Source organism: Pseudarthrobacter sp. J47 (assembly GCF_049810315.1).
In the GTDB taxonomy this organism is placed as follows: Bacteria; Actinomycetota; Actinomycetes; order Actinomycetales; family Micrococcaceae; genus Arthrobacter.
This window is the reverse complement of record NZ_CP187358.1, coordinates 2,276,687-2,295,522: the sequence shown is the minus strand read 5'-3', so window position 1 is coordinate 2,295,522 and position 18,836 is coordinate 2,276,687. Positions and strand designations below refer to the sequence as shown.

Sequence of the window (18,836 nt, the reverse complement as noted above, 5' to 3'; positions counted from 1 at the left end):
GGACGCAGAAAGGGCCGGTGCCCGGATCGTCCGGACACCGGCCCTGCTTCCGCCGGCTACGCCGGCAGGTTGCCGCCCGTGGTGATGAGGTCCGTGACGTCGACGAACACCCACCCCTCGGACTTCATCCGCTCCGCACTGTCAACGCGAACGCGGCCCATGAACGCGCAGTAGCCGGCCTCACCGAGGATGACCTTGTCGCCCTGCACGCCCAGCACCACGAGGGTGTGGCCCGCGGACCCCGTACCCGGCCCGGAACCGACCGAGTACGCCGTCGGCGTACTCGAGACCTGCTTGCCCGTCATGGACGCGATCGCGTGGGCTGTCTGGATGCCGTCGCCCGGCGGGTACTGCTGGAACGAGGTGTACTTGTTCATGAAGTAGACCGAGAACGACACGCAGTTCATGGCGTGGTTGTCGCCGCAGGAGCCCGGTCCGCCAGCGCCGTACTTGTCGTCCAGGAACTTGTCGCCCTCCTGGTTGTACAGGTCGATCAGCTGCCGGGCCTGCTCCTCGTTCATGCCGCCGTCGACGAGGCTGCCCGGGCGCACCTTGGTGTCGCTGTCGCACTTGCCGAAGATGGAGCGGAGCCCGCTGCCGACCGTGTCGACAATGCCGCCCACGATGTCCTGGACCCCGCCCACGACCGAGGTGTCGACGGTCCAGCCGCTCATCTTGCCGAACCACATCTCGGCGTCGGCCTTACGCTCCTGCAGCTGTGAGGCGTTGTCGGCCGAGCGCTCCCACTTGTCGTGGAAGTGCAGTGCAGCAGCAGAGGGAGAGCCCTGCGAGGTCTTGATCATGTCCTTGAACACGGCCACGTCCCCCGGGCTGTCGCCCTCCGCCATGAATGCCAGCTGGGCCTTGATGGTGTACCAGTCCAGGTTCTTGGACTTGGCATAGTCCAGGAGCATCGTGGTGCGCCCGTTCGACCACTGGCCCAGACCGATGCCGCCGTGCGACTGGCCGGGGATGTGGGTGAAGTTCCCGTCCCAGGCGATCTGCTTGCGCGGGCCGATCTGGTAGGGCTCGTTGTAGATGCCCTCCACGCTGGTGGGGTCCACGCCCGACTCCTGCGACCAGTTGCCCAGGATGCCCGCGATGTTCTCCTCTGGCATACCCCAGGTCTTCAGCACGGAGTAGACCGCCCGGGCGTTCGCCTCGGTGTTCGCCGGGACGTCAGCGCCGGGGCCGTTGCGGCTGACGTTGACGATGCAGTTGGTCATGGTCGAGCCGCGGCCGCCATCGAGGCCGGCCTCGTCGAGCACACCCGTGAGGACCGTGCTGAGCACAGCCACCGCGGCAACGGTCGCAGCCACCCCGGATGCGGCCGTGGCCACCGGGGCGACGGTGGCCGTAACGGTGACCCCGAACACGGCTCCTGCTGCCTTGCCGACCAGCCCGCCCAGTGCGATGAACGGCGCTGCGATCGTGTGCCCGACCGCCTTGGCAATCCCGAGGATGAAACCCCAGATCATGCTGGCCGCGTTGGCGGCCATCGCGAGCATTGCGAAGAACATGGTCTTGAGCCACTTCAGGAAGGCCATGACCATGAGAAGCCCCGCAGCCGGGGGAGCGGCCGCCGCGGTGCCGCCGACGGCGACACCCTTAGCGGTCTTGGACAGCAGCTGGCCGTCCTTCTCCTTCTGCGAGGTCCGCTCGTAGCCGGTGCCCCCGACACCAAGCCGCTTGTCGGCAGACTCGGCGTCCGGACCTCCGCCGGTGACCTTGGACGCACCGTCGACAACATCCTTGCCGGTCTCCAGGCCCACATTCTTGGCAGCGCCGACCGCTGCCCCGGGCAGCGCGCCGACACCGCCGGCGGCGGCTCCGGCCTGCGCCCCGGCGACAGCTCCCGAGGCAGCCGCTCCCGCGTACCGGCCGGCACCGCGGCGGACCGCGCTGCTGCCGTCACCCTCGACCGCCTTGCGGGCAGCTCCCCCGGCCGCCCCGGCGGCGACACCGTCAAGGCTCTTGGCAGCCTTGGCAGCCTTGGCAGCCTTGGCAGCCTTGGCAGCCTTGGCAGCCTTGGCAGCCTTGGCAGCCTTGCTGTTCTTGCTGGCTGTGTCGGCCGCACCTGCGGCCTTGCCAGCGGCAGCCCCTGCGTCCGGGGCCGGTGCGGTTCCCAGGTGCTTCGACCCGCGGCCCGCAGGCGTCGGGTCCACGGGCTGCGGCGCGGGGGAGGCCCCCGGGGTTTTCGGCAGGCCCTTGGCTGCATCCCCGGACGGGGAAGGAGCGGAGGCCGCTCCGGTACGGGGCCCGGCGCGGCGTTCGCCGGACCCCTCACGACGAGGGGGCTGCGACTCCTCCTTCGCACCCCCGTCGGCGGACCTGCGGACCCCGCGGGGCGATGCAGCGCGCCGGGCCGGGTCATCCCGCCGCGTCGGCTTGTCGATGGCCATAAGCTTGTCCTTTCCGGCTCGATGCCTGGGTGGTGACTGCCCGCTCCGTGGAGCGCGCTCAGTGATAGACGGTCAGGAAGTCCCCGGCCGAGTTCGCAGTGCTGTTGGACTGCACATCGCGCAGCTTCACGTCCAGGCCGAGCAGCTCGAGCAGAAGCCCGGACTGGTACTCCGACTTGGCCTTGCCGTAGTCCTGGTAGGCCTGGGAGAGGTTGTTCATCACGTTCGTGAGCGGGCGCATCGTCACATCGGAGGACCGGTAGTCCTTCTTCAGGTCGGTGCCGTCGGAGAGGACCCACTTCATGTCCGAGACCTGCTGGCTCGTGCTGTCGCTGCCCTCGGCGCGCTTGTCGGCGAGGAACTGCACATAGCCCTTCCCGGCGGGCACGAGCGTGTCGAGGTAGCCGTCATAGACGTTGCCCGCGCGCCAGTTGAAGTCGAATCCGCCGGGCACGACATGGCCCGTCTTCAGCTCGAGCGTCGCCTTCCCGTCCTTGGCCTCGGCCGCCGAGGCACCAGCCACCTGATCACCTGCGATGGAGGTCGGAACGGCCGGCGGACGGAGGAAAAGCCCATCGACCTTGGTGGTCGCCAGGTCGGAGGTGTACGACTCGACCTGCTTCAGGCTCGTGCGCATCGCGAGCAGCTTCTGGTCGAGCTTGTCCCGCGTCTGCTGCTCCTGGGTCTTCAGCACGACGTCGTAATAGGCCCGGGCCGGGTCGAAGCTGGCCGCGTCCAGGGCCGGGATGTCGGTGGTGCCCGACGCACCCGGGTTGATGATCACGCGCCACTGGTCGTACTTCTTGAAGCTCGAGTCGCCCACGACCTGGTCATCCCTGCTCTGCTGCCGCTCGTCGTAGGTCAGCTCGGCGTTCGCGCGGACGGTCAGGTTGAGCACCTGCCGGTCGAAGGGCCGGTCCGCGTCCAGGAGGACCCCGACGTAACCGGTCGAGCCGAAGACGTGGAAGGTGCCCCTGATTCCGCTGGTGCTGACCTTCTCGGTCTGCAGCTTGTCGTTGGTGCCCAGCAGGAAGGCCTGGTAGTCCGCCGCGTTGTACGAGATCGCCGCGCTGGCGGGGAAGTGCATCATGACCAGTGCCCTGTTGCCGGTGTGATTGGTGTAGACCCCGTCGACCGTGCCCTTGAGCTGGGTCTTCGAGGAGGTGAACTCGGTGTTGTAGAGCGCGGTGTGCGACACCGCGTCGCTGCCCGCCTTGAAGGCGGCGGCACCCGAGCCGGCCACCACGACCAGCCCCATCACAGCGAAGATGCCGAAGAACACCCCGAAGCGCTCGATTGCGTGGTGCGAGTCGAGCTTGAACCGCTTGCCGAAGGCCAGCGCCTTGTCCTTGATCCCCATGTCCGTTCCCGTTCGTCCTGTTCCTTGCTCTGCCTGTCCTGCTCGTCGTCAGCGCCGTCGTCCGACCCCGGAAACGACGCACCGGGCCGGTTGAGGCCTGGTGACCTCAACCGACCCGGTGCGGTCCGTCGACGCTTTGTGTGCCCGGCCGTTGATTCCTGCCGCGCCGGGCTTAGCCCAGGACGCCGCTGGTCAGTACGTGGCTGACCGTCTGCACGAGGACCGAGCCGCCGCCGAGGTCCTCGAGGGTCTTCTGGCCGCCGGAGCCGATGGTGTTGATCAGCGACCACCCGCCGGTGCCGAGCGCGCCGCCGACCAGGATGAGCAGGGCGATGGTGCCCCAGCCCTGCTGCTGGCCCGCGGACTGCGGGGTAGCCATCAGCTTCTTGATCAGGAGCACGCCGCCCCAGACCAGTCCGACCGCACCCAGGAGCATGAGCAGCAGCCCGCCCCAGAGCTGGATCTGGGACTTCGCGTTCTCCAGGAAGCTCGTCAGGTCCCACGCCGCGGTGGGCAGGGCGACCCGCTCGAATGCCGCCTCGTAAATCTTCGTCATGGTTCTTTCCTCTCGCCTATCGAATGGTCGCTTGCATGACATGTGTCACGAGGCGACTGGCATAACCGATTCGCCTAGACAGAGCACAGCGCCCTATCAATGGTCTCTCCCGATGCGACGTGACTCCCCGTTGAGCGGGACGAAATGCCTGCAATCATGCGGCCGACCCCTCTCTAGGGACTCGTATACGTGCACATCTTCAGTGACCAATCTACATCATTCGAGTCATCAGTCATAGTCGTATCAGTGATGAGTCGGATACGAGTCCGGAATGTGCTCGAAGACCAGCGCAAACGAGGTGTCGGCGGTAGGACTGACGTTCTGCTCAAAAACGTGTAGATTTCACATGACGGGGCGCGCGGTGTGCGGCTCCGGCACGGCTCGGCATACGCTTCTTGCTGAGCCCTTCGCGCCCATGTACCCGACCAGGAGCCCAAACCAGATGAACGCCTTGCCCGGAGACCTCTTCGCCCGCCGACTGCGACAGGAGAGGGAACGCCTGGGCATCAGCCAGGCTGAGCTGGCCCGCAGGATTGCCGAGATCCTCGGAACGAACGTCGACCCTTCGGCGGTGACCCGGATAGAGCAGCAAATCCGCGCCGTCCGCCTGGACGAGGCGGTCGCCGCCTCCAAGGCCCTGGACGTCCCCCTGGCGATCCTGGTCGCCGAGGATCCGGAGGCAGAGAGCGAGGCCCAGCTGCAGCAGTACCTCGCCGACCTCGCAGCGGCCCAGCGCGAGTGGGAGAAGAACAGGCTGGAGGTGCTGCGGCTCTCCAAGGCCATTCAAGTGCTCGGCGGCGGCGCTCAACTCAAAGGTGTCGTCGACTTCCGCCTCCTGGAAAGCATCGACGCCCGCGTCCCGGTCGAGGAGGACGACCAGCACGGGCACCGGGTTGCCCCCGGCATCGAGGGGTCTACAACCCCAGACGCATGACGCTGTTGCGTGCCGCAGGATTGAACTCGCGGTCGTAGACGTCTACCGTCGCTGCCCGGCTCCACCGGCCAGCGCGCATGATCTCCTCCGTGCTCGCACCGTTGCGCCGCGCCTGGGTTACGTGCCCGGCCCGCAGCGAGTGGAAGCCGTAGGCAGCAGGGTTCATCCCGGCCTCGACCATGCGCGAGAGCAGCATCGTGTGCAGCGCGTCGCCGCTCACCGCCCGTGCATGGATCCGGGCGTCCTTCCTGTTGCGGTACGTTGCCCGGAGCAGGGGCGCGCCCGAGGCCAGGTCGGCGCTGCTGATGAGCGCCGTTGAGCCGGCGGCCCCGCAGACGTGCTCCTCGAGACCGTACGAGAACAGCTGCTGCATGATCCCGCGACGCCGTGTGCGCGCGTCGTCCTGCCGGGCGAGCCCGAGCAGCACGACCCAACGGTGCACCGCACACGGGGGACAGGATGCCGGCGAGCTCCCGAACGGCAGCACGACCACGTCCGGCAGCGCGTTCTCCGGGTCGGCCTTCGAGGCCCCCACATGAACGTGGACACCATCGACCGGGTGCAGCTCGAGCCGGTTCAGCGTCAGGGCCGCCGCCTCGCTCCTGCGCAGGGCCCCTGCGAACCCGAGCCACACCGCCAGGGCGTCCCTGGTGGCTGACACGCCTGCCGGATATGTGTCGTGCTCCATCACCGCGATGATCCGGACCACGTCGTCCAGAAGCAGAGGGCGCTTGCGCCGGGGCCTGGTGGCCCGAAGCTTGGCCAGCCCGCGCACGAGATCCACCACGCCGCGGTGGGCCGTGGGATCCAGAAGCCCGCCGCGCAGGTGCCTCTCGCCGATACCGGCCAGGCGCTGGCGGATCGTCGCGACGGAGAACCGGGGGAGCCCGTCGTCATCGAGCTGCGTGGACATCCAGGCGACGTACCAGCGCACGGTCTCCGGATGCGCAGGCAGCGCGTCCAGTCCGTGGCCGGTACAGAAGTCATCAAAGGCACGCCACGCCGTGGCATAGGCGCGCCGGGTGGCAGCAGACAACGTGTGTCCTTCCAAAGACCGCGAAATTTCTTCGAGCTCGCGCAGCTCGTCGTCCACCTCCGGTTCAGGTGGGACGGTGGGAGCGCTGAGCGCTGCGAGCCTCACCTGTACTGCCATGACTCCAGTCTCGACTCACCGGCCGGAGAATCCAAGTCGCAATGGTCTGTCAGTGGCGATTCCCCATACCCGCGATCGACGGGGCGGCTTCGAACCGGGTCTCTGGTAAGTGCGCTTATCGCGCCATGGAGAAGGACTTCCTTCGCGTGACGCGGTGAGGCAAGATCAGCAGCGGTCAGGTCCCGGATAAGATCACGAGGAGGCAGTGCGCTTCCGCCCTGCCATGTAAGGAGTAGCAATCGTGTGTGAACCATGGTCTTACGCTGACGGCAATTCAGCCGGACCCGAGGACAGGGGCGTGTGTACCAAACGCCCGGCGACCATTGACGCTATTTCATACGCACAAGGAATTCGTACGTGGCGAAGCTGAATCTGAAAGCCATCGAAGAGCGCGTCACACCACTCGCCGACCGTGAGACGTACGACCGCGAGTTCATATTCGATCTCTTGCTCGCCTACGGAAAGCCTCAGAGCAGCGTCACTCGCCTGCGCAACGGTGATCTGAACGTCGCAGCCGACCAGTGGGGTGAGGTCGCGCAAAAGAAGGTCGTCTATTTCAAAGAGACGTCAGGCGACCCGCTGGAAGTGTTGGAGGAGTTGAAGACTTCCCCTGATGTGGTCCGCTTCAGCACGCGTTTCGTGATCGTCACCGACTACGACGAGCTCGTGGCCAGGGATACCCAGACGGGCGAGACAATCGGATTCCCGATCAGGGACATTGACCAGCACTTCACCTTCTTCCTGCCCTGGGCGGGGATGGAGAAGGCGCAGTACGTCGCCGAAACGCATGCGGACGTCAAGGCTGCCGAGCGCATGGGCAAGCTGTTCGATGAGCTGCTCCAGGCGAACCCTGATCTTCTTAGGCAACCGCGTGGACGCCACGCGCTTAACCTGTTCTTCACTCGTCTGCTGTTCTGCTACTTCGCCGAGGACACAGGGATCTTTGCCGAGAGTCAGTTCACCAATGCCGTCGGGTCTCACACGCTGGACGACGGCTCGGACACCGCGGACTTCCTCACGGACCTGTTCATGGCGCTGGACACGGCAGACCCGGCTGACAAGCCCAACCACCTTGCGGCGTTCCCCTACGTCAACGGCCGCCTTTTCACGATGTCCACGGACCACGTGGTGCCTATATTCACCAAGAAGGCGCGAGAAGAGCTCATCAACGCCGGCAAACTCATCTGGCGCGAGATCAATCCGGACATCTTCGGTTCGATGTTCCAGGCGATCGTCACGCCGGGCAAGCGTAGCGACCTCGGTCAGCACTACACCTCGGTGCCGAACATCCTCAAGACGATCGAGCCACTCTTCCTCAACGCCTTGAAGGACGAGCTCGACGAAAGCTTCGACTCCGTGAAGAAACTCGAGGCGCTCCTCGACCGGATCAGCGCCATCAAAGTCTTCGACCCAGCCTGTGGCTCCGGCAACTTCCTGATCATCGCCTACAAGGAGTTGCGCAAACTCGAACACGCAATTCTCGAGCGCCTGTCCGAGCTGGACGACAAACACCTCGTCTTGTTTGCCGAATCGAGGATCAATATCGAGCACTTCTATGGGATTGAGATCGACGACTTCGCCGTCGAGGTCGCGATCCTTTCCCTCTGGATCGCCAAGCACCAGATGAACACCGAGTTCAAGGAGAAGTTCAACATCTCGATTCCGCTGATCCCGCTGAAGGAGACGGGTCAGATCAAGCCGGGCAACGCGGCTCGCGTCGACTGGAACGACGTCTGCCCGAATGACGGCGGTGAGATCTACCTGATCGGCAATCCCCCATACAAGGGTGGTAAGTCCCAGGGTAAAGACATGAAGGCTGACTATCCTTTCGTCTTCGGCAAGCGCCCGTACTCCAAAGACCTCGACTACATCGCCCTTTGGTTCGTAAAGGGTGCCGACTACATCGAAGGAACGCGTGCGGAGCTTGCGTTCGTGACCACAAACTCAGTCTCCCAAGGCGAGCACGTCGGGTTGATGTTCCCGATGATCTTCGCCAAGGGCGTTGAGATTGGGTACGCCTACACCTCGTTCAAATGGGAGAACAACGCTAAGCGCAACGCGGGGGTCACTGTCGTGGTCATCAATCTCCGCGTGGAGCGACCTGGTGCAAAGTACATCTTCACAGACGGCTTGCAGATCGAAGCGAAGAACATCAATGGCTATTTGGCCGATGCACCTTCGGTATTTATTTACCGGAGAACGAAGGTTCTAAGCGCCGCTATGCCGCGTATGGTCCTTGGCTCGATGCCGAAAGACGGTGGTCACCTCGTGATCGAACCGAGCGAACGCCGCGATGCTCTCACCGAAGCGCCTGACATTGAAAAATTCATTAAGAGATATGTCGGATCCGCTGAATTCATCAACGACATCGAACGGTACTGCCTTTGGATTACGGATCGCGACTTGAGTGAGGCTCAGACGCACGCGCCAATTGCGCGGCGTCTGGAGGCAGTCGCGCGTTGGCGCAGCGAGAGCATTGCTTCGACAACCGCGGACTACGCGGTGCACCCCAACAGGTTCAAACAGATCGCATACAAGCCGACCGAGTCCATCGTGGTCCCCGCCGTGTCCTCGGAAAGGCGTCAGTACGTACCGATCGGCTACGTGGGTGCCGATACCGTGGTCTCCAACCTTGCATTCGTAGTCTATGACGCTGAACCCTGGCTGTTTGCTCTTCTGACGTCCCAAGTCCACAATGCATGGTTACGGGCAGTCGGTGGTCAGCTGGAGACGCGCATAAGATACGGCGCATACATTGTCTACAACAATTTCCCAGTCCCACCCCTGTCGGACGCCGTGAAAGAAAAGCTGACGATCGCCGCTCTCCGGATTCTCGACGTCCGTGAGTACCACTGTGAGCAGACTCTCGCGGAGCTCTACGACCCCGACAAGATGCCGGACGACCTACGCCAGGCGCATGCGGAGGTGGACGCGCTGGTCGACTCGATCTACTCCAAGCGCGGATACGAGACTGATGAACAAAGACTGTCTGACCTCTTTGCTATGTATGAGGAGATGACAAACGCCGAGGCCGCAAGGGCCCCAGTGAAGAAGACCCGGAGGACCGCGAAGTGAACGCGATCAAGAAGCCCATAAACATCGTTGACGTCACCTATGCCCAAACGAAAGCTTCGGTGAACACGGATGTGCTGGGTATGCGCGACATGCAGCAGCGGGTCTTCGCGAAGCGTGACGCACAACACCTCCTCGTCAAGGCCCCGCCAGCGTCCGGCAAATCCCGTGCGCTGATGTTCGTTGCCCTCGACAAGCTGTACAACCAGGGACGCAAGAAGGTCATCGTGGCCGTCCCGGAGCGCTCAATTGGCGCGTCCTTCGCCTCGACGGAACTGTCCAAATTCGGCTTCTTCGCAGACTGGGAGATCAAGCCGGAGCACAACCTCTGTGATGCCGGCTCTTCAGCGGGCAAGGTCGACGCGTTCATCAGCTTCCTCAAAGGGCCCGATGCAACGCTCGTGTGCACCCACGCGACACTCCGCTTCGCGTTCGAGAGGCTGGCACCGGAGTCGTTCAACGGCACGGTTCTCGCGATCGACGAGTTCCACCACGTCTCCGCGGACCTCGAGTCGAGCCGCCTCGGCGCGCTCCTGCGCGACATGATGAACGGGAGCGACGTCCACATCGTCGCGATGACGGGCTCCTACTTCCGCGGGGACTCTGTCCCGGTGCTCTCGCCAGAGGACGAGGCCAAGTTCACGCCGGTAACCTTCAACTACTACGACCAGCTCAACGGATACGAGCACCTGCACTCGCTCGGCATCGGCCACCACTTCTACCAGGGCCGCTACACCGACGCGATCGGCGAAGTGCTGGACCTCGACAAGAAAACCATCGTGCACATCCCGAATGTCAACTCGGGTGAATCCACGAAGGACAAGCTCGAAGAGATCGGCCGCATCATCGATGTCATCGGGCACGTCGAGGAGACCAACCCCGACACGGGCATCATCAGCGTGCGCCGGCAGGACACTGGAACCATCGTCCGCGTCGCGGACCTCGTCGACGACACGGACCAAAAGAAACGCGGCGACACCCTCCACTACTTGGCTCACACAGCCTCCAAAGAGCGCGACGGGGTGGACATCATCATCGCCCTGGGCATGGCCAAAGAAGGCTTTGACTGGCCGTTTGCCGAGCACGCCCTCACCGTCGGGTACCGGGCCTCTCTGACCGAGGTCATCCAGATCATCGGCCGGGTCACCCGCGACAGCCCAGGCAAATCCCATGCCCAGTTCACGAACCTCATCGCCGAGCCCGACGCCTCGCAGGGCGAAGTGAAGGTCTCGGTCAACAACATGCTCAAGGCCATCACCGCATCGCTCCTCATGGAGCAGGTCCTCGCGCAGAACTTCACCTTCAAGACGAAGAAGTTCGACGGCGACGATTCCGTGGTGCCGGGGCAGCTGAAGATTAAGGGCTTCAAGGAGCCATCGAGCGCGCGCGTGAAGCAGATCGTGGAGACCGACCTGAACGACCTGAAGGCGACGATCCTCCAAGACGACACCTTCGCGCGGGCTGCCGCCGGCTCAGTGGACGCCGAGACGACCAACAAGGTGCTGATCCCGAAGATCATCCGCGAAAAGTACCCGGACCTCACCGAGGCGCAGGTCGAGGAGGTCCGCCAGCAGGTTGTCGTGGACTCCGTGATCAAGAACGGCGAAGTGCGCACGGTCGGCGACAAGCGGTTCATCAAGATGGCCGAGAAGTTTGTCAACATCGACGAGCTGAACATCAACCTCATCGACTCGGTGAACCCATTCCAGCGCGCCTTCGAGGTTATCTCCAAGTCAGTGACTCCCTCGGTACTCCGGATCATTCAGGACCAGATCACGGCCACTCGCATCGAGTTCACCGAAGAAGAGGCGCTGGCACTCGTTCCCCGCATCAAGAACTGGATCAAGGTCAACGGCCGCCGTCCGGACTCGCGGGCTGAAGATCAGACTGAGAAACGGTACGCTGACGCGCTGCTGTGGCTCCAGCGGGCCAAGCAGAAGCTCGAAGCGCAGAAGCGCGCGACTGAGATGGTGGAGAGCGAATGAGCGATAACGACGACATCCTCGAAGCAGTGCCGTCCTCCCTGCAGGACCTCATCGACAACGACCTGGACGGCCTGCTTGACGCACCTGAGAAGACTAGGAAAGTTTCCTCGTCCGACCGGCTCGAGCGTGCGTTTCTGGAGATCGTGGAGTTCCGCCGGACGCACGGGCGTCTGCCTAACTCGGCGACCCGAGAGATCGCCGAGCGAAAGCTTGGGGCCCGCCTCGAAGGCATCCTCGCCAACGACGAGAAAATTGCGGCGCTCAAACACCTCGACACAGAATATGAACTTCTGGCCGTAGAAGCAGCGCCCGAGTCGCTGGACGACCTTCTCGAGAGCGACGACCTGGACGATCTGCTCGGCGACGACTCCGGCATCCTCGACGTCTCAGACCTGCCGGTAATCAAACGCCCGGAATCGCCTGACTCAGTGGCTCAACGGGTGAAGGCCGAAGACTTCGACCTGTTCGAGCCGCTGTTCAAGGCGAAGCACGCCGAGCTGGCCGAGGGAACGTACAAGCTGATGCCATTCACTGGCATGGATCTCATCCGCGAGGGTGTGTTCTTCGTGCTGAGCGGCGTCATGTGCTTCGTGGCTGAGGTCGGCGAGGACGTGGACCTGGTCGTCGGCGGCAAGCCCCGGCAGAAGCAGCGCCTGCGCGTCGTCTTCGAGAACGGCACTGAGTCGGCGATGTACAAGCAGAGCCTCATGACCCGCATGTACGAGGCGCAGGGCCAGGTCCTGGCACGGACGGGGCACGATGCGGGCGAGGTCCTCGACGCAGACGTGGAGAGCGGTCACATCTACGTGCTGCAGTCGCTGAGCGACGACGCCCAAATCGCGGGAATGAAGGACCTTCATAAGATCGGCTTCTCCACCACCAAGGTCGAGACCCGCATCAAGAACGCGACGAATTCGCCAACTTACCTGATGGCACCCGTGAAGGTGCTAGCGGACTACCGGCTCTACAACGTGCGTGCATCGTGGCTGGAGCACCTCTTGCACCGCGTGTTTGCCGAGGTGCGTCTGGACCTGACGCAGGTCAACCGGCAGGGACGCGACTACGACCCCTCGGAGTGGTTCGTGGTGCCGCTGGACATTATCAACAAGGCCGTCGCAATGATTATGTCCGGCGAGATCACTGATTATGTCTACGACGCTCAGCTCAAGAAACTCGTCGAACGACAACAACCAGGAAGGGAATGACCAATGGCGGTTGAGATGGGCTTGTGGCGGGCAGAGGGTGGCCAACTCAGTCGGATCGTGCCGGTATCAATCGGCTTGGAATCCCAGTTGGAGGGCTACATCGAGTCTGACCCGGCAGTGCTTGGCGAGCCGCTTCTCGTCATTGGCCGGCAGGTTCCGACCGCGCACGGGGGATTCGTAGATCTGCTCGCGCTGGACGAAACGGCGTCGTTGCACGTAATCGAACTCAAACGCGACAAAACTCCACGCGATGTTGCGGCTCAAACTCTCGATTATGGCTCCTGGGCAGCAACCCTTGGCCGAAGCGAGATCGACAATATCTTCGCCACCTACCGTCCAGGCCTTGCTCTTGAAGAAGCGTTTGCCGATCGTTTCGGCGACACTCTTCCTGAAGAAGTCAACACTGCACAGGAATTCACAATCGTTGCCGCCAGCGTTGACAACGCTACCGAGCGCATCGTGCGGTTCCTCAACGAAGACTTCGACGTTCCCATCAACGTCGTCTTCTTCAGACATTTTCAGGACAACGGTTCTTCGTACCTTGCCCGCAGCTGGCTGGTCGATCAGAGCGAACAAGCCAAGTCGTCCATTTCCGCGACCTCACGGAAGAACAAAACACGTGAACCCTGGAACGGGTCTGACTGGTACGTCTCATTTGGCGACGAGCCAACAGGCCGGCAATGGGTCGACGGTATGAAGTACGGCTTCGTCTCAGGCGGCGGCGGCAAGAAGTATTCACAAACGCTGAAGAACTTGCCTCTCGGTGCCCGAATCTTCGCCTACATCCCCAAAATCGGATATGTCGGAGTTGGTACTGTCACGGGCGAGGCCCAGAGATTCGACGAAACCACCGTCATCGTAGATGGAATCGAGACGAAGCTGACTGACCTCGCCCTGGCAGGAAGCTATCACCATGACGGCGATGAGGACGACGACAATGCAGAATGGGCAGTACCGGTCGAATGGACCCGCGCCGTTCCGCGTGATCAGGGAGTGCGGAAGACCGGGCTCTACGCCAACCAGAACACAGCTACAAAGATGCGCAGCCAGTTTACGATCGAGCACCTCACTGCTGCCTTCGGTCTTGACGACTGAGCATCGGCGGATGGCCCATCGAGAGTTACAGGGGTGGTCGCGAATAGCAGGCCTGACCCTCGCCTGAGACGACGCTCGTATCGAACCAGGCCGCGGTGGGAGAATCGTGAGGATGACGACGGCGCTTCCCGACCTCTGGACCGACTGGTGCTCGGTCATGGGCGTGCCTGCCGGAAGGATCGATGAGACCACAGTCTCTCGCTTCGTGCAGCAGGCACAGCCATCCCGGGCTGTGCTCGCGGCGCTGCGCCGGCGGCTGGCTCCCAAAGATCCACCGGCCCCCGCGTGGCCGCGCGGGCACACGGAGGACACCAGTTCCCTGCAGCGGCTGATCCGACGCGGTGCGGTAATCATCCAGCACCCAGGCACCCACTGGGTCTTCCGGCTGCGGCTGCGCCGGATGCTGTTCACTGCGGTGTTGCTGGCACCGCGCTCCCACGGAGGCCTCGGACTGGACAGGTCAGGTGCGCTGGGACTGCGGCCGGACGGAATGCACCGGGTGCGCGGGCAGATCGGCGTCGCCCCGGAACCGGAGGACTGCCCGGCGTGCGCCACCTGGTCGTGGCTTGATGTGATCGGCACCAACAGCGGGTGGTCGCACAGTTCCGTCCGGGTCCTGGGACACCGCCGCGACGAAGTAGGCTCCGCGCACCGGCACCTGCGGCCGGATCCCAATCCGGATTGGCACGTCTCCATCGGCTTGCTGCCAGCCGTGGACCGCTGGGGATGGATCGATGCCTACCGCTCCATGCACCCATCCTCGCTGTCGGCGGTCATCAGTGCCGCGGCCCTGCTGCTCGACGGTCCGGAGCCCGCACCTGCGCCGGTGCCTGCTGCAGCTGCGATGCCGGCCAGCCCCCGGCGGCAGATGTCGCGTGAGGAGGAAGAGCAGATCCTCAAGCGCGCCGACGAACTGACCGCGCGCGTCGAGGCGATCCTTCGCGAGTTCGATACCGGCCGATAAAGTCGTGTGTATGGGATTCAACTGGGAGCAGGTCCTCGGGACCAAGGGTGCAGACCTCTCCGACACCTACGACCAGAGCGCCTCGGACGCGCTGTACCAGGACCACCCGGGCGCGGCTCCGCCAGCAAGTCCGGAAGACCCGGGCGATGAGGTCGTCCGCCTGCCGTTCGACGAGAGCTGAGCCTTCAAACTCCCACGCCGGGGTGTCCGTTTTGAGACATAACCTCAGGTCAGCGCGCATGCACACTTAAGTGTGTAGTCCCCCCGGTGCCGGGAAAACCATGCTGGCCGAACGGCTCCCCGGCCTCCTTCCCGAACTCGATGACGGTGCCGCCATGGAAGTTACAGCCATTCACTCGCTGTGTGGCCTCCCTGCGGCGGCCCGGCAGCTGGTGCGGCGCCCGCCGTTCGAAAGCCCGCACCATACGGCAACATCAGCCGCCATCATCGGCGGCGGTTCAGGGATGCCCAGGCCCGGGGCCGCCTCCAGGGCACACCGGGGCGTATTGTTCCTGGACGAAGCGCCGGAGTACGAGCGCCGGGTGCTGGATGCACTGCGGCAGCCGCTGGAGAGCGGTGAACTGGTGATCCATCGCTCTGCAGGAACGGCGGCTTATCCGGCCCGCTTCCAACTGGTTCTCGCGGCGAACCCCTGCCCCTGCGGAAAAGCGTCAGGCAAAGGCCTGGAGTGCACCTGCACACCGATGATGCGCAGGCGCTATGCCGCACGGATGTCCGGTCCGCTCTTGGACCGGGTGGACATCCAGCTACAGGTGGAGCGGGTATCCCTGTCGGACTTCGGTCAGGCGGGCAACGAAGAGGACACCGAGGCGATTGCCGCGCGTGTCCGTGCCGCCCGCCTGGTCCAGGGCGAGCGGCTGCGTGCCTTCGGGCTGGAGAACAATTCCCAGGTCCCCGGCAGGATCCTTCGGGGCCAGCTGCGGCTTGCGGCGCCGGTCACAAGGATCCTTGACCAGTCCCTTGAACGTGGCGTCCTGACTGCCCGCGGATACGACCGCGTCCTCCGGTTGGCGTGGACGCTTGCGGACCTTGCCGGCCGGTCACACCCCGACATCAACGACATCGGCCAGGCATTGAACCTGCGCCAGGCCGCTCCCGCGGCCGCTTGAGAGGAACCCTTCGTGAATGACGAACGAATTGCCCGTGCCGCACTGTCCCGGCTCATGGAACCCCAGGACGCCGCGGGCCTGGCCCTTATCCGGCTGACGGGCGCCGTCGACGCTCTCCGGATCGCCTCGGGAGACCTCACTGCAGGACCCACGCTGGAGCGTGACATCGGAGAAGCCCTCTCCGAGGCCGGCGGCAGCGGCTCGTGGCCTGGCCTGGCGGACGCCTTGCGGCGTTGGCGCCCCCGGGTTCCGGAGCTCGCCCCGGACAGGGACCTTGCCACCATGGCGAGGCTGGGTGGCCGGTTGATTATTCCGGGCGATGACCTATGGCCAATCCAGTTGGCGGACCTCGGACTGCATGAACCTGTCTGCTTGTGGTGGAGGGGAACAGAACAACCCCTTCCTGAAGCTGGTACGTCGGTGGCACTCGTGGGATCCAGGGACAGCACCAGCTACGGTGCTTCAGTTACCGGCGACCTCGCGTACACGCTGTCACAAAGGGGATTTACTGTGATCTCTGGCGGCGCCTATGGCATCGACGCGCACGCGCACCGCGCCGCGCTCGCGGGTGGATCCGACAATATGCCCACCATCGCCGTTATGGCAGGGGGAGTTGACCGTTTCTATCCTGCGGGAAATGAGGAGCTGCTGCGTGCGGTGGCCAACCAGGGCGCTGTTCTGGCGGAGGTCCCTCCGGGGTCAGCTCCCACCCGTTACAGGTTTCTCCAGCGCAACAGGTTAATCGCGGCGCTGTCAGCCGTTGTAGTGGTGGTCGAAGCCAGATGGCGCTCGGGTGCCCTGAACACTGCCCACCATGCGGAGACCCTGGGCCGGGCAGTAGGTGCCGTGCCGGGTTCGGTCCACAGTGCCAACTCGGCAGGGTGCCATCGGCTCCTCCGGGAGGGCGGCGCAGTCTGCGTAACGGATGCGGGCGAGGTCGCCGAGCTCGCCTCACCCATCGGAACAGGCCTCGCCGGCGAAAGGCACGTGGAAGCGGCCGAACACGACGGACTCACGCTTGAGGACCTTATCCTCCTGGACGCCCTGCCGCTGCGGAGCACCAGCTCCATCGAAAAATTGTGTTCGGTGGCCGGCCTTGGGCAGGAAGCGGTGCGGGCAGGACTTGGGCGCCTGGGGCTGCTGGGCCTGGCCACATCCGAACGCGGGGGATGGAAGAGGCTCAAGGCTGCCGGCTAGCCTGCAGTCCCGTAGCTGCCCAATGTGACCGGGAGGCTCCAGCGAAGGCCTTGACGTGCGGTGATCTGGGTCATACCATCATTTCACTATTCAAGAACTTGTTTTCGCAATGTGGAATAACAGAACCGATCGATCCGAGTCAGGCTCACCACCGCGGAAATCCCCTGAACTGGAGACGCACATGCACACCACACCTACGGTCGGAGTGGACCCGGCTTCCCCGACGCCGCTGTCGGGCCAGCCGGTCCACCCAGCTACAGGCCTGGATCAGCTCTGCCAAAAGGCAAGCGACGCCTCAGGCCAAGTGATCAGCCCAACCCTGTACAACGTTGACCTTGCGCCGACCATGCGGGAAGGGCGGCGCTGGTCCGGTTACAGCATCTTCACCCTCTGGGCGAACGACGTCCACAGCCTCGGAAACTACGCGTTTGCCGTGGGCCTGTTCGCACTCGGCCTGGGAGCCTGGCAGATCCTCCTCGCGCTGGGCATCGGTGCAGCGTTGCTCTTTGGTCTCTTGAATCTCTCCGGATTCATGGGAGTGAAGACAGGTGTTCCGTTTCCGGTGATGAGCCGGATCTCCTTTGGTATCCGGGGCGCTCAGATCGCCAGTCTGCTGCGGGGTGCGGTGGCGATCGCCTGGTTCGGCATCCAGACCTACCTTGCCTCGGTGGTTTTCCGGGTGATGCTCATCGCCATGGTTCCGTCGCTCGCTTCTTTGGACGCCAACTCCATCCTGGGGCTGTCATCGCTTGGCTGGATTGCCTTCGGGATCCTGTGGATCGTGCAACTGGTCATCGTCAGCTTCGGCATGGAGATGATCCGCAAATACGAAGCCTTTGCCGGGCCGGTCATCCTGGTCACCATGGCGGCCGTCGCCATCTGGATCTTCACCGAGGCCGGCGGCGCCATCGCGTGGTCCTCGGATAACGCCCTGGAGGGCCCGGACATGTGGCTCACCATCTTCGCCGGCGGTGCGCTGTGGGTTTCCATCTACGGCACCTTCGTGCTGAATTTTTGTGACTTCACCCGCTCGGCTGTCTCCAAGAAGGCCGTCGTGCGTGGCAATTTCTGGGGTATACCCATCAACATGCTGGTCTTTGGCGCCATCGTTGTAGTGATGGCGGGTGGTCAGTTCAAGATCAACGGCACCATCATTGAGAGCCCGTCGGACATCGTCCAGACAATTCCCAATACGATCCTTGTTGTCCTTGCCTGCCTGGCGCTGCTGATCCTGACGATTGCGGTAAACCTCATGGCGAACTTCGTAGCACCGGTCTACGCCCTGACCAACCTGTTTCCGAAGCGGCTGAACTTCCGCCGGGCCGCTGCCGTCAGTGCTGTGATCGGCCTGGTGATCCTTCCGTGGAACCTGTACAACAATCCGTTGGTCATCCTTTACTTCCTTGGCGGACTGGGTGCCCTCCTTGGACCCCTTTTCGGAGTGGTCATGGCCGACTACTGGCTCATCCGCCGCGGAAAGGTCAACGTTCCCGAGCTGTACACCGCCTCACCAGGGGGAGCCTACTTTTACCGGAACGGCGTTAATCCCAAGGCGATTACCGCGATGGTCCCGGCCGCTGCCGTTGCCCTTGCCATCGCCTTCGTTCCGCCGCTGGCCGCTGCTGCGCCGTTTGCATGGTTCTTCGCAGCCGGGATTGCCGCAGTTGTTTATTACCTCATCTCGGATCGTTCCAGGCAGTTCGAAGACGTCAACGGTGAAGCAATCGCCGTTCCCAGCAATCACTAGCCCGCGGCCCGGCTCCGCTGTCCGCTCCGCCAGGAA

The 18,836-nt window shown here is 63.7% G+C and carries 13 protein-coding genes and 1 pseudogene; 10 read left to right on the top strand and 4 right to left on the bottom strand.

Annotation, left to right across the window (positions count from 1 at the left end):
* Positions 1-56 precede the first annotated feature (56 nt).
* The 3 genes from ACPJW8_RS10465 to ACPJW8_RS10455 form a co-directional block, all read right to left on the bottom strand.
* A complete protein-coding gene (locus ACPJW8_RS10465) occupies positions 57-2,402 on the bottom strand; it encodes a phage tail tip lysozyme (RefSeq protein ID WP_330194232.1) in 2,346 nt (781 codons plus the stop codon).
* Between the two features lie 58 nt (positions 2,403-2,460).
* Positions 2,461-3,762: a hypothetical protein gene (locus ACPJW8_RS10460; protein WP_330194234.1), complete on the bottom strand. Its 1,302-nt coding sequence runs from the start codon at positions 3,760-3,762 to the stop codon at positions 2,461-2,463.
* A 172-nt stretch (positions 3,763-3,934) separates the two neighbouring features.
* A complete protein-coding gene (locus ACPJW8_RS10455) occupies positions 3,935-4,318 on the bottom strand; it encodes a hypothetical protein (RefSeq protein ID WP_071416501.1) in 384 nt (127 codons plus the stop codon).
* Positions 4,319-4,760: 442 nt separating this feature from the next.
* On the opposite strand from ACPJW8_RS10455, the gene ACPJW8_RS10450 reads away from it, so the two are divergent.
* Positions 4,761-5,252, top strand: a complete 492-nt coding sequence (locus tag ACPJW8_RS10450) for a helix-turn-helix domain-containing protein (RefSeq protein ID WP_142938930.1) — start codon at positions 4,761-4,763, stop codon at positions 5,250-5,252.
* Here the strand turns inward: ACPJW8_RS10450 and ACPJW8_RS10445 are convergent.
* A complete protein-coding gene (locus ACPJW8_RS10445) occupies positions 5,233-6,405 on the bottom strand; it encodes a hypothetical protein (RefSeq protein WP_257371054.1) in 1,173 nt (390 codons plus the stop codon). The genes ACPJW8_RS10450 and ACPJW8_RS10445 overlap by 20 nt on opposite strands.
* 357 nt (positions 6,406-6,762) lie before the next feature.
* Between ACPJW8_RS10445 and ACPJW8_RS10440 the strand changes: the two genes are divergently transcribed.
* The 9 genes and pseudogenes from ACPJW8_RS10440 (at position 6,763) to ACPJW8_RS10400 (ending at position 18,800) form a co-directional block, all read left to right on the top strand.
* On the top strand, positions 6,763-9,480 hold the full coding sequence (locus tag ACPJW8_RS10440) for a DNA methyltransferase (protein WP_330194235.1): 2,718 nt from the start codon (positions 6,763-6,765) through the stop codon (positions 9,478-9,480).
* Positions 9,477-11,462 (top strand): DEAD/DEAH box helicase, encoded by a 1,986-nt coding sequence (locus tag ACPJW8_RS10435; protein ID WP_330194236.1) that lies wholly within the window; start codon positions 9,477-9,479, stop codon positions 11,460-11,462. The genes ACPJW8_RS10440 and ACPJW8_RS10435 overlap by 4 nt, the downstream gene beginning before the upstream one ends.
* The gene (locus ACPJW8_RS10430) at positions 11,459-12,667 is read left to right on the top strand and encodes a GIY-YIG nuclease family protein (RefSeq protein WP_330194237.1); all 1,209 of its coding nucleotides are present in this window, start codon (positions 11,459-11,461) and stop codon (positions 12,665-12,667) included. The genes ACPJW8_RS10435 and ACPJW8_RS10430 overlap by 4 nt, the downstream gene beginning before the upstream one ends.
* Before the next feature lie 3 nt (positions 12,668-12,670).
* A complete protein-coding gene (locus ACPJW8_RS10425; protein ID WP_330194238.1) occupies positions 12,671-13,762 on the top strand; it encodes a hypothetical protein in 1,092 nt (363 codons plus the stop codon).
* A 112-nt stretch (positions 13,763-13,874) separates the two neighbouring features.
* A complete protein-coding gene (locus ACPJW8_RS10420) occupies positions 13,875-14,726 on the top strand; it encodes a hypothetical protein (RefSeq protein ID WP_330194239.1) in 852 nt (283 codons plus the stop codon).
* 10 nt (positions 14,727-14,736) lie between these two features.
* Positions 14,737-14,907, top strand: coding sequence for a hypothetical protein (locus tag ACPJW8_RS10415; RefSeq protein WP_161799561.1), 171 nt, complete (start codon positions 14,737-14,739; stop codon positions 14,905-14,907).
* Between the two features lie 79 nt (positions 14,908-14,986).
* Positions 14,987-15,856: pseudogene (locus ACPJW8_RS10410) on the top strand (YifB family Mg chelatase-like AAA ATPase); the annotation flags it as partial.
* A 54-nt stretch (positions 15,857-15,910) separates the two neighbouring features.
* Positions 15,911-17,053 carry a DNA-processing protein DprA gene (gene dprA, locus ACPJW8_RS10405; protein ID WP_330189582.1) on the top strand — a complete coding sequence of 381 codons (1,143 nt, stop codon included), beginning with the start codon at positions 15,911-15,913 and terminating at the stop codon, positions 17,051-17,053.
* Positions 17,054-17,234: 181 nt separating this feature from the next.
* Positions 17,235-18,800: an NCS1 family nucleobase:cation symporter-1 gene (locus ACPJW8_RS10400; RefSeq protein ID WP_330189555.1), complete on the top strand. Its 1,566-nt coding sequence runs from the start codon at positions 17,235-17,237 to the stop codon at positions 18,798-18,800.
* The last annotated feature ends 36 nt before the right edge of the window (positions 18,801-18,836 follow it).

What these genes read in the sequence shown, in the direction of transcription:
- ACPJW8_RS10465 (WP_330194232.1), bottom strand. Translation starts at nt 2,402, where the DNA reads ATGGCCATCGACAAGCCGACGCGGCGGGATGACCCGGCCCGGCGCGCT.
- ACPJW8_RS10460 (WP_330194234.1), bottom strand. Translation starts at nt 3,762, where the DNA reads ATGGGGATCAAGGACAAGGCGCTGGCCTTCGGCAAGCGGTTCAAGCTC.
- ACPJW8_RS10455 (WP_071416501.1), bottom strand. Translation starts at nt 4,318, where the DNA reads ATGACGAAGATTTACGAGGCGGCATTCGAGCGGGTCGCCCTGCCCACC.
- ACPJW8_RS10450 (WP_142938930.1), top strand. Translation starts at nt 4,761, where the DNA reads ATGAACGCCTTGCCCGGAGACCTCTTCGCCCGCCGACTGCGACAGGAG.
- ACPJW8_RS10445 (WP_257371054.1), bottom strand. Translation starts at nt 6,405, where the DNA reads ATGGCAGTACAGGTGAGGCTCGCAGCGCTCAGCGCTCCCACCGTCCCA.
- ACPJW8_RS10430 (WP_330194237.1), top strand. Translation starts at nt 11,459, where the DNA reads ATGAGCGATAACGACGACATCCTCGAAGCAGTGCCGTCCTCCCTGCAG.
- ACPJW8_RS10425 (WP_330194238.1), top strand. Translation starts at nt 12,671, where the DNA reads ATGGCGGTTGAGATGGGCTTGTGGCGGGCAGAGGGTGGCCAACTCAGT.
- ACPJW8_RS10420 (WP_330194239.1), top strand. Translation starts at nt 13,875, where the DNA reads ATGACGACGGCGCTTCCCGACCTCTGGACCGACTGGTGCTCGGTCATG.
- ACPJW8_RS10415 (WP_161799561.1), top strand. Translation starts at nt 14,737, where the DNA reads ATGGGATTCAACTGGGAGCAGGTCCTCGGGACCAAGGGTGCAGACCTC.
- dprA (WP_330189582.1), top strand. Translation starts at nt 15,911, where the DNA reads ATGGAACCCCAGGACGCCGCGGGCCTGGCCCTTATCCGGCTGACGGGC.
- ACPJW8_RS10400 (WP_330189555.1), top strand. Translation starts at nt 17,235, where the DNA reads ATGCACACCACACCTACGGTCGGAGTGGACCCGGCTTCCCCGACGCCG.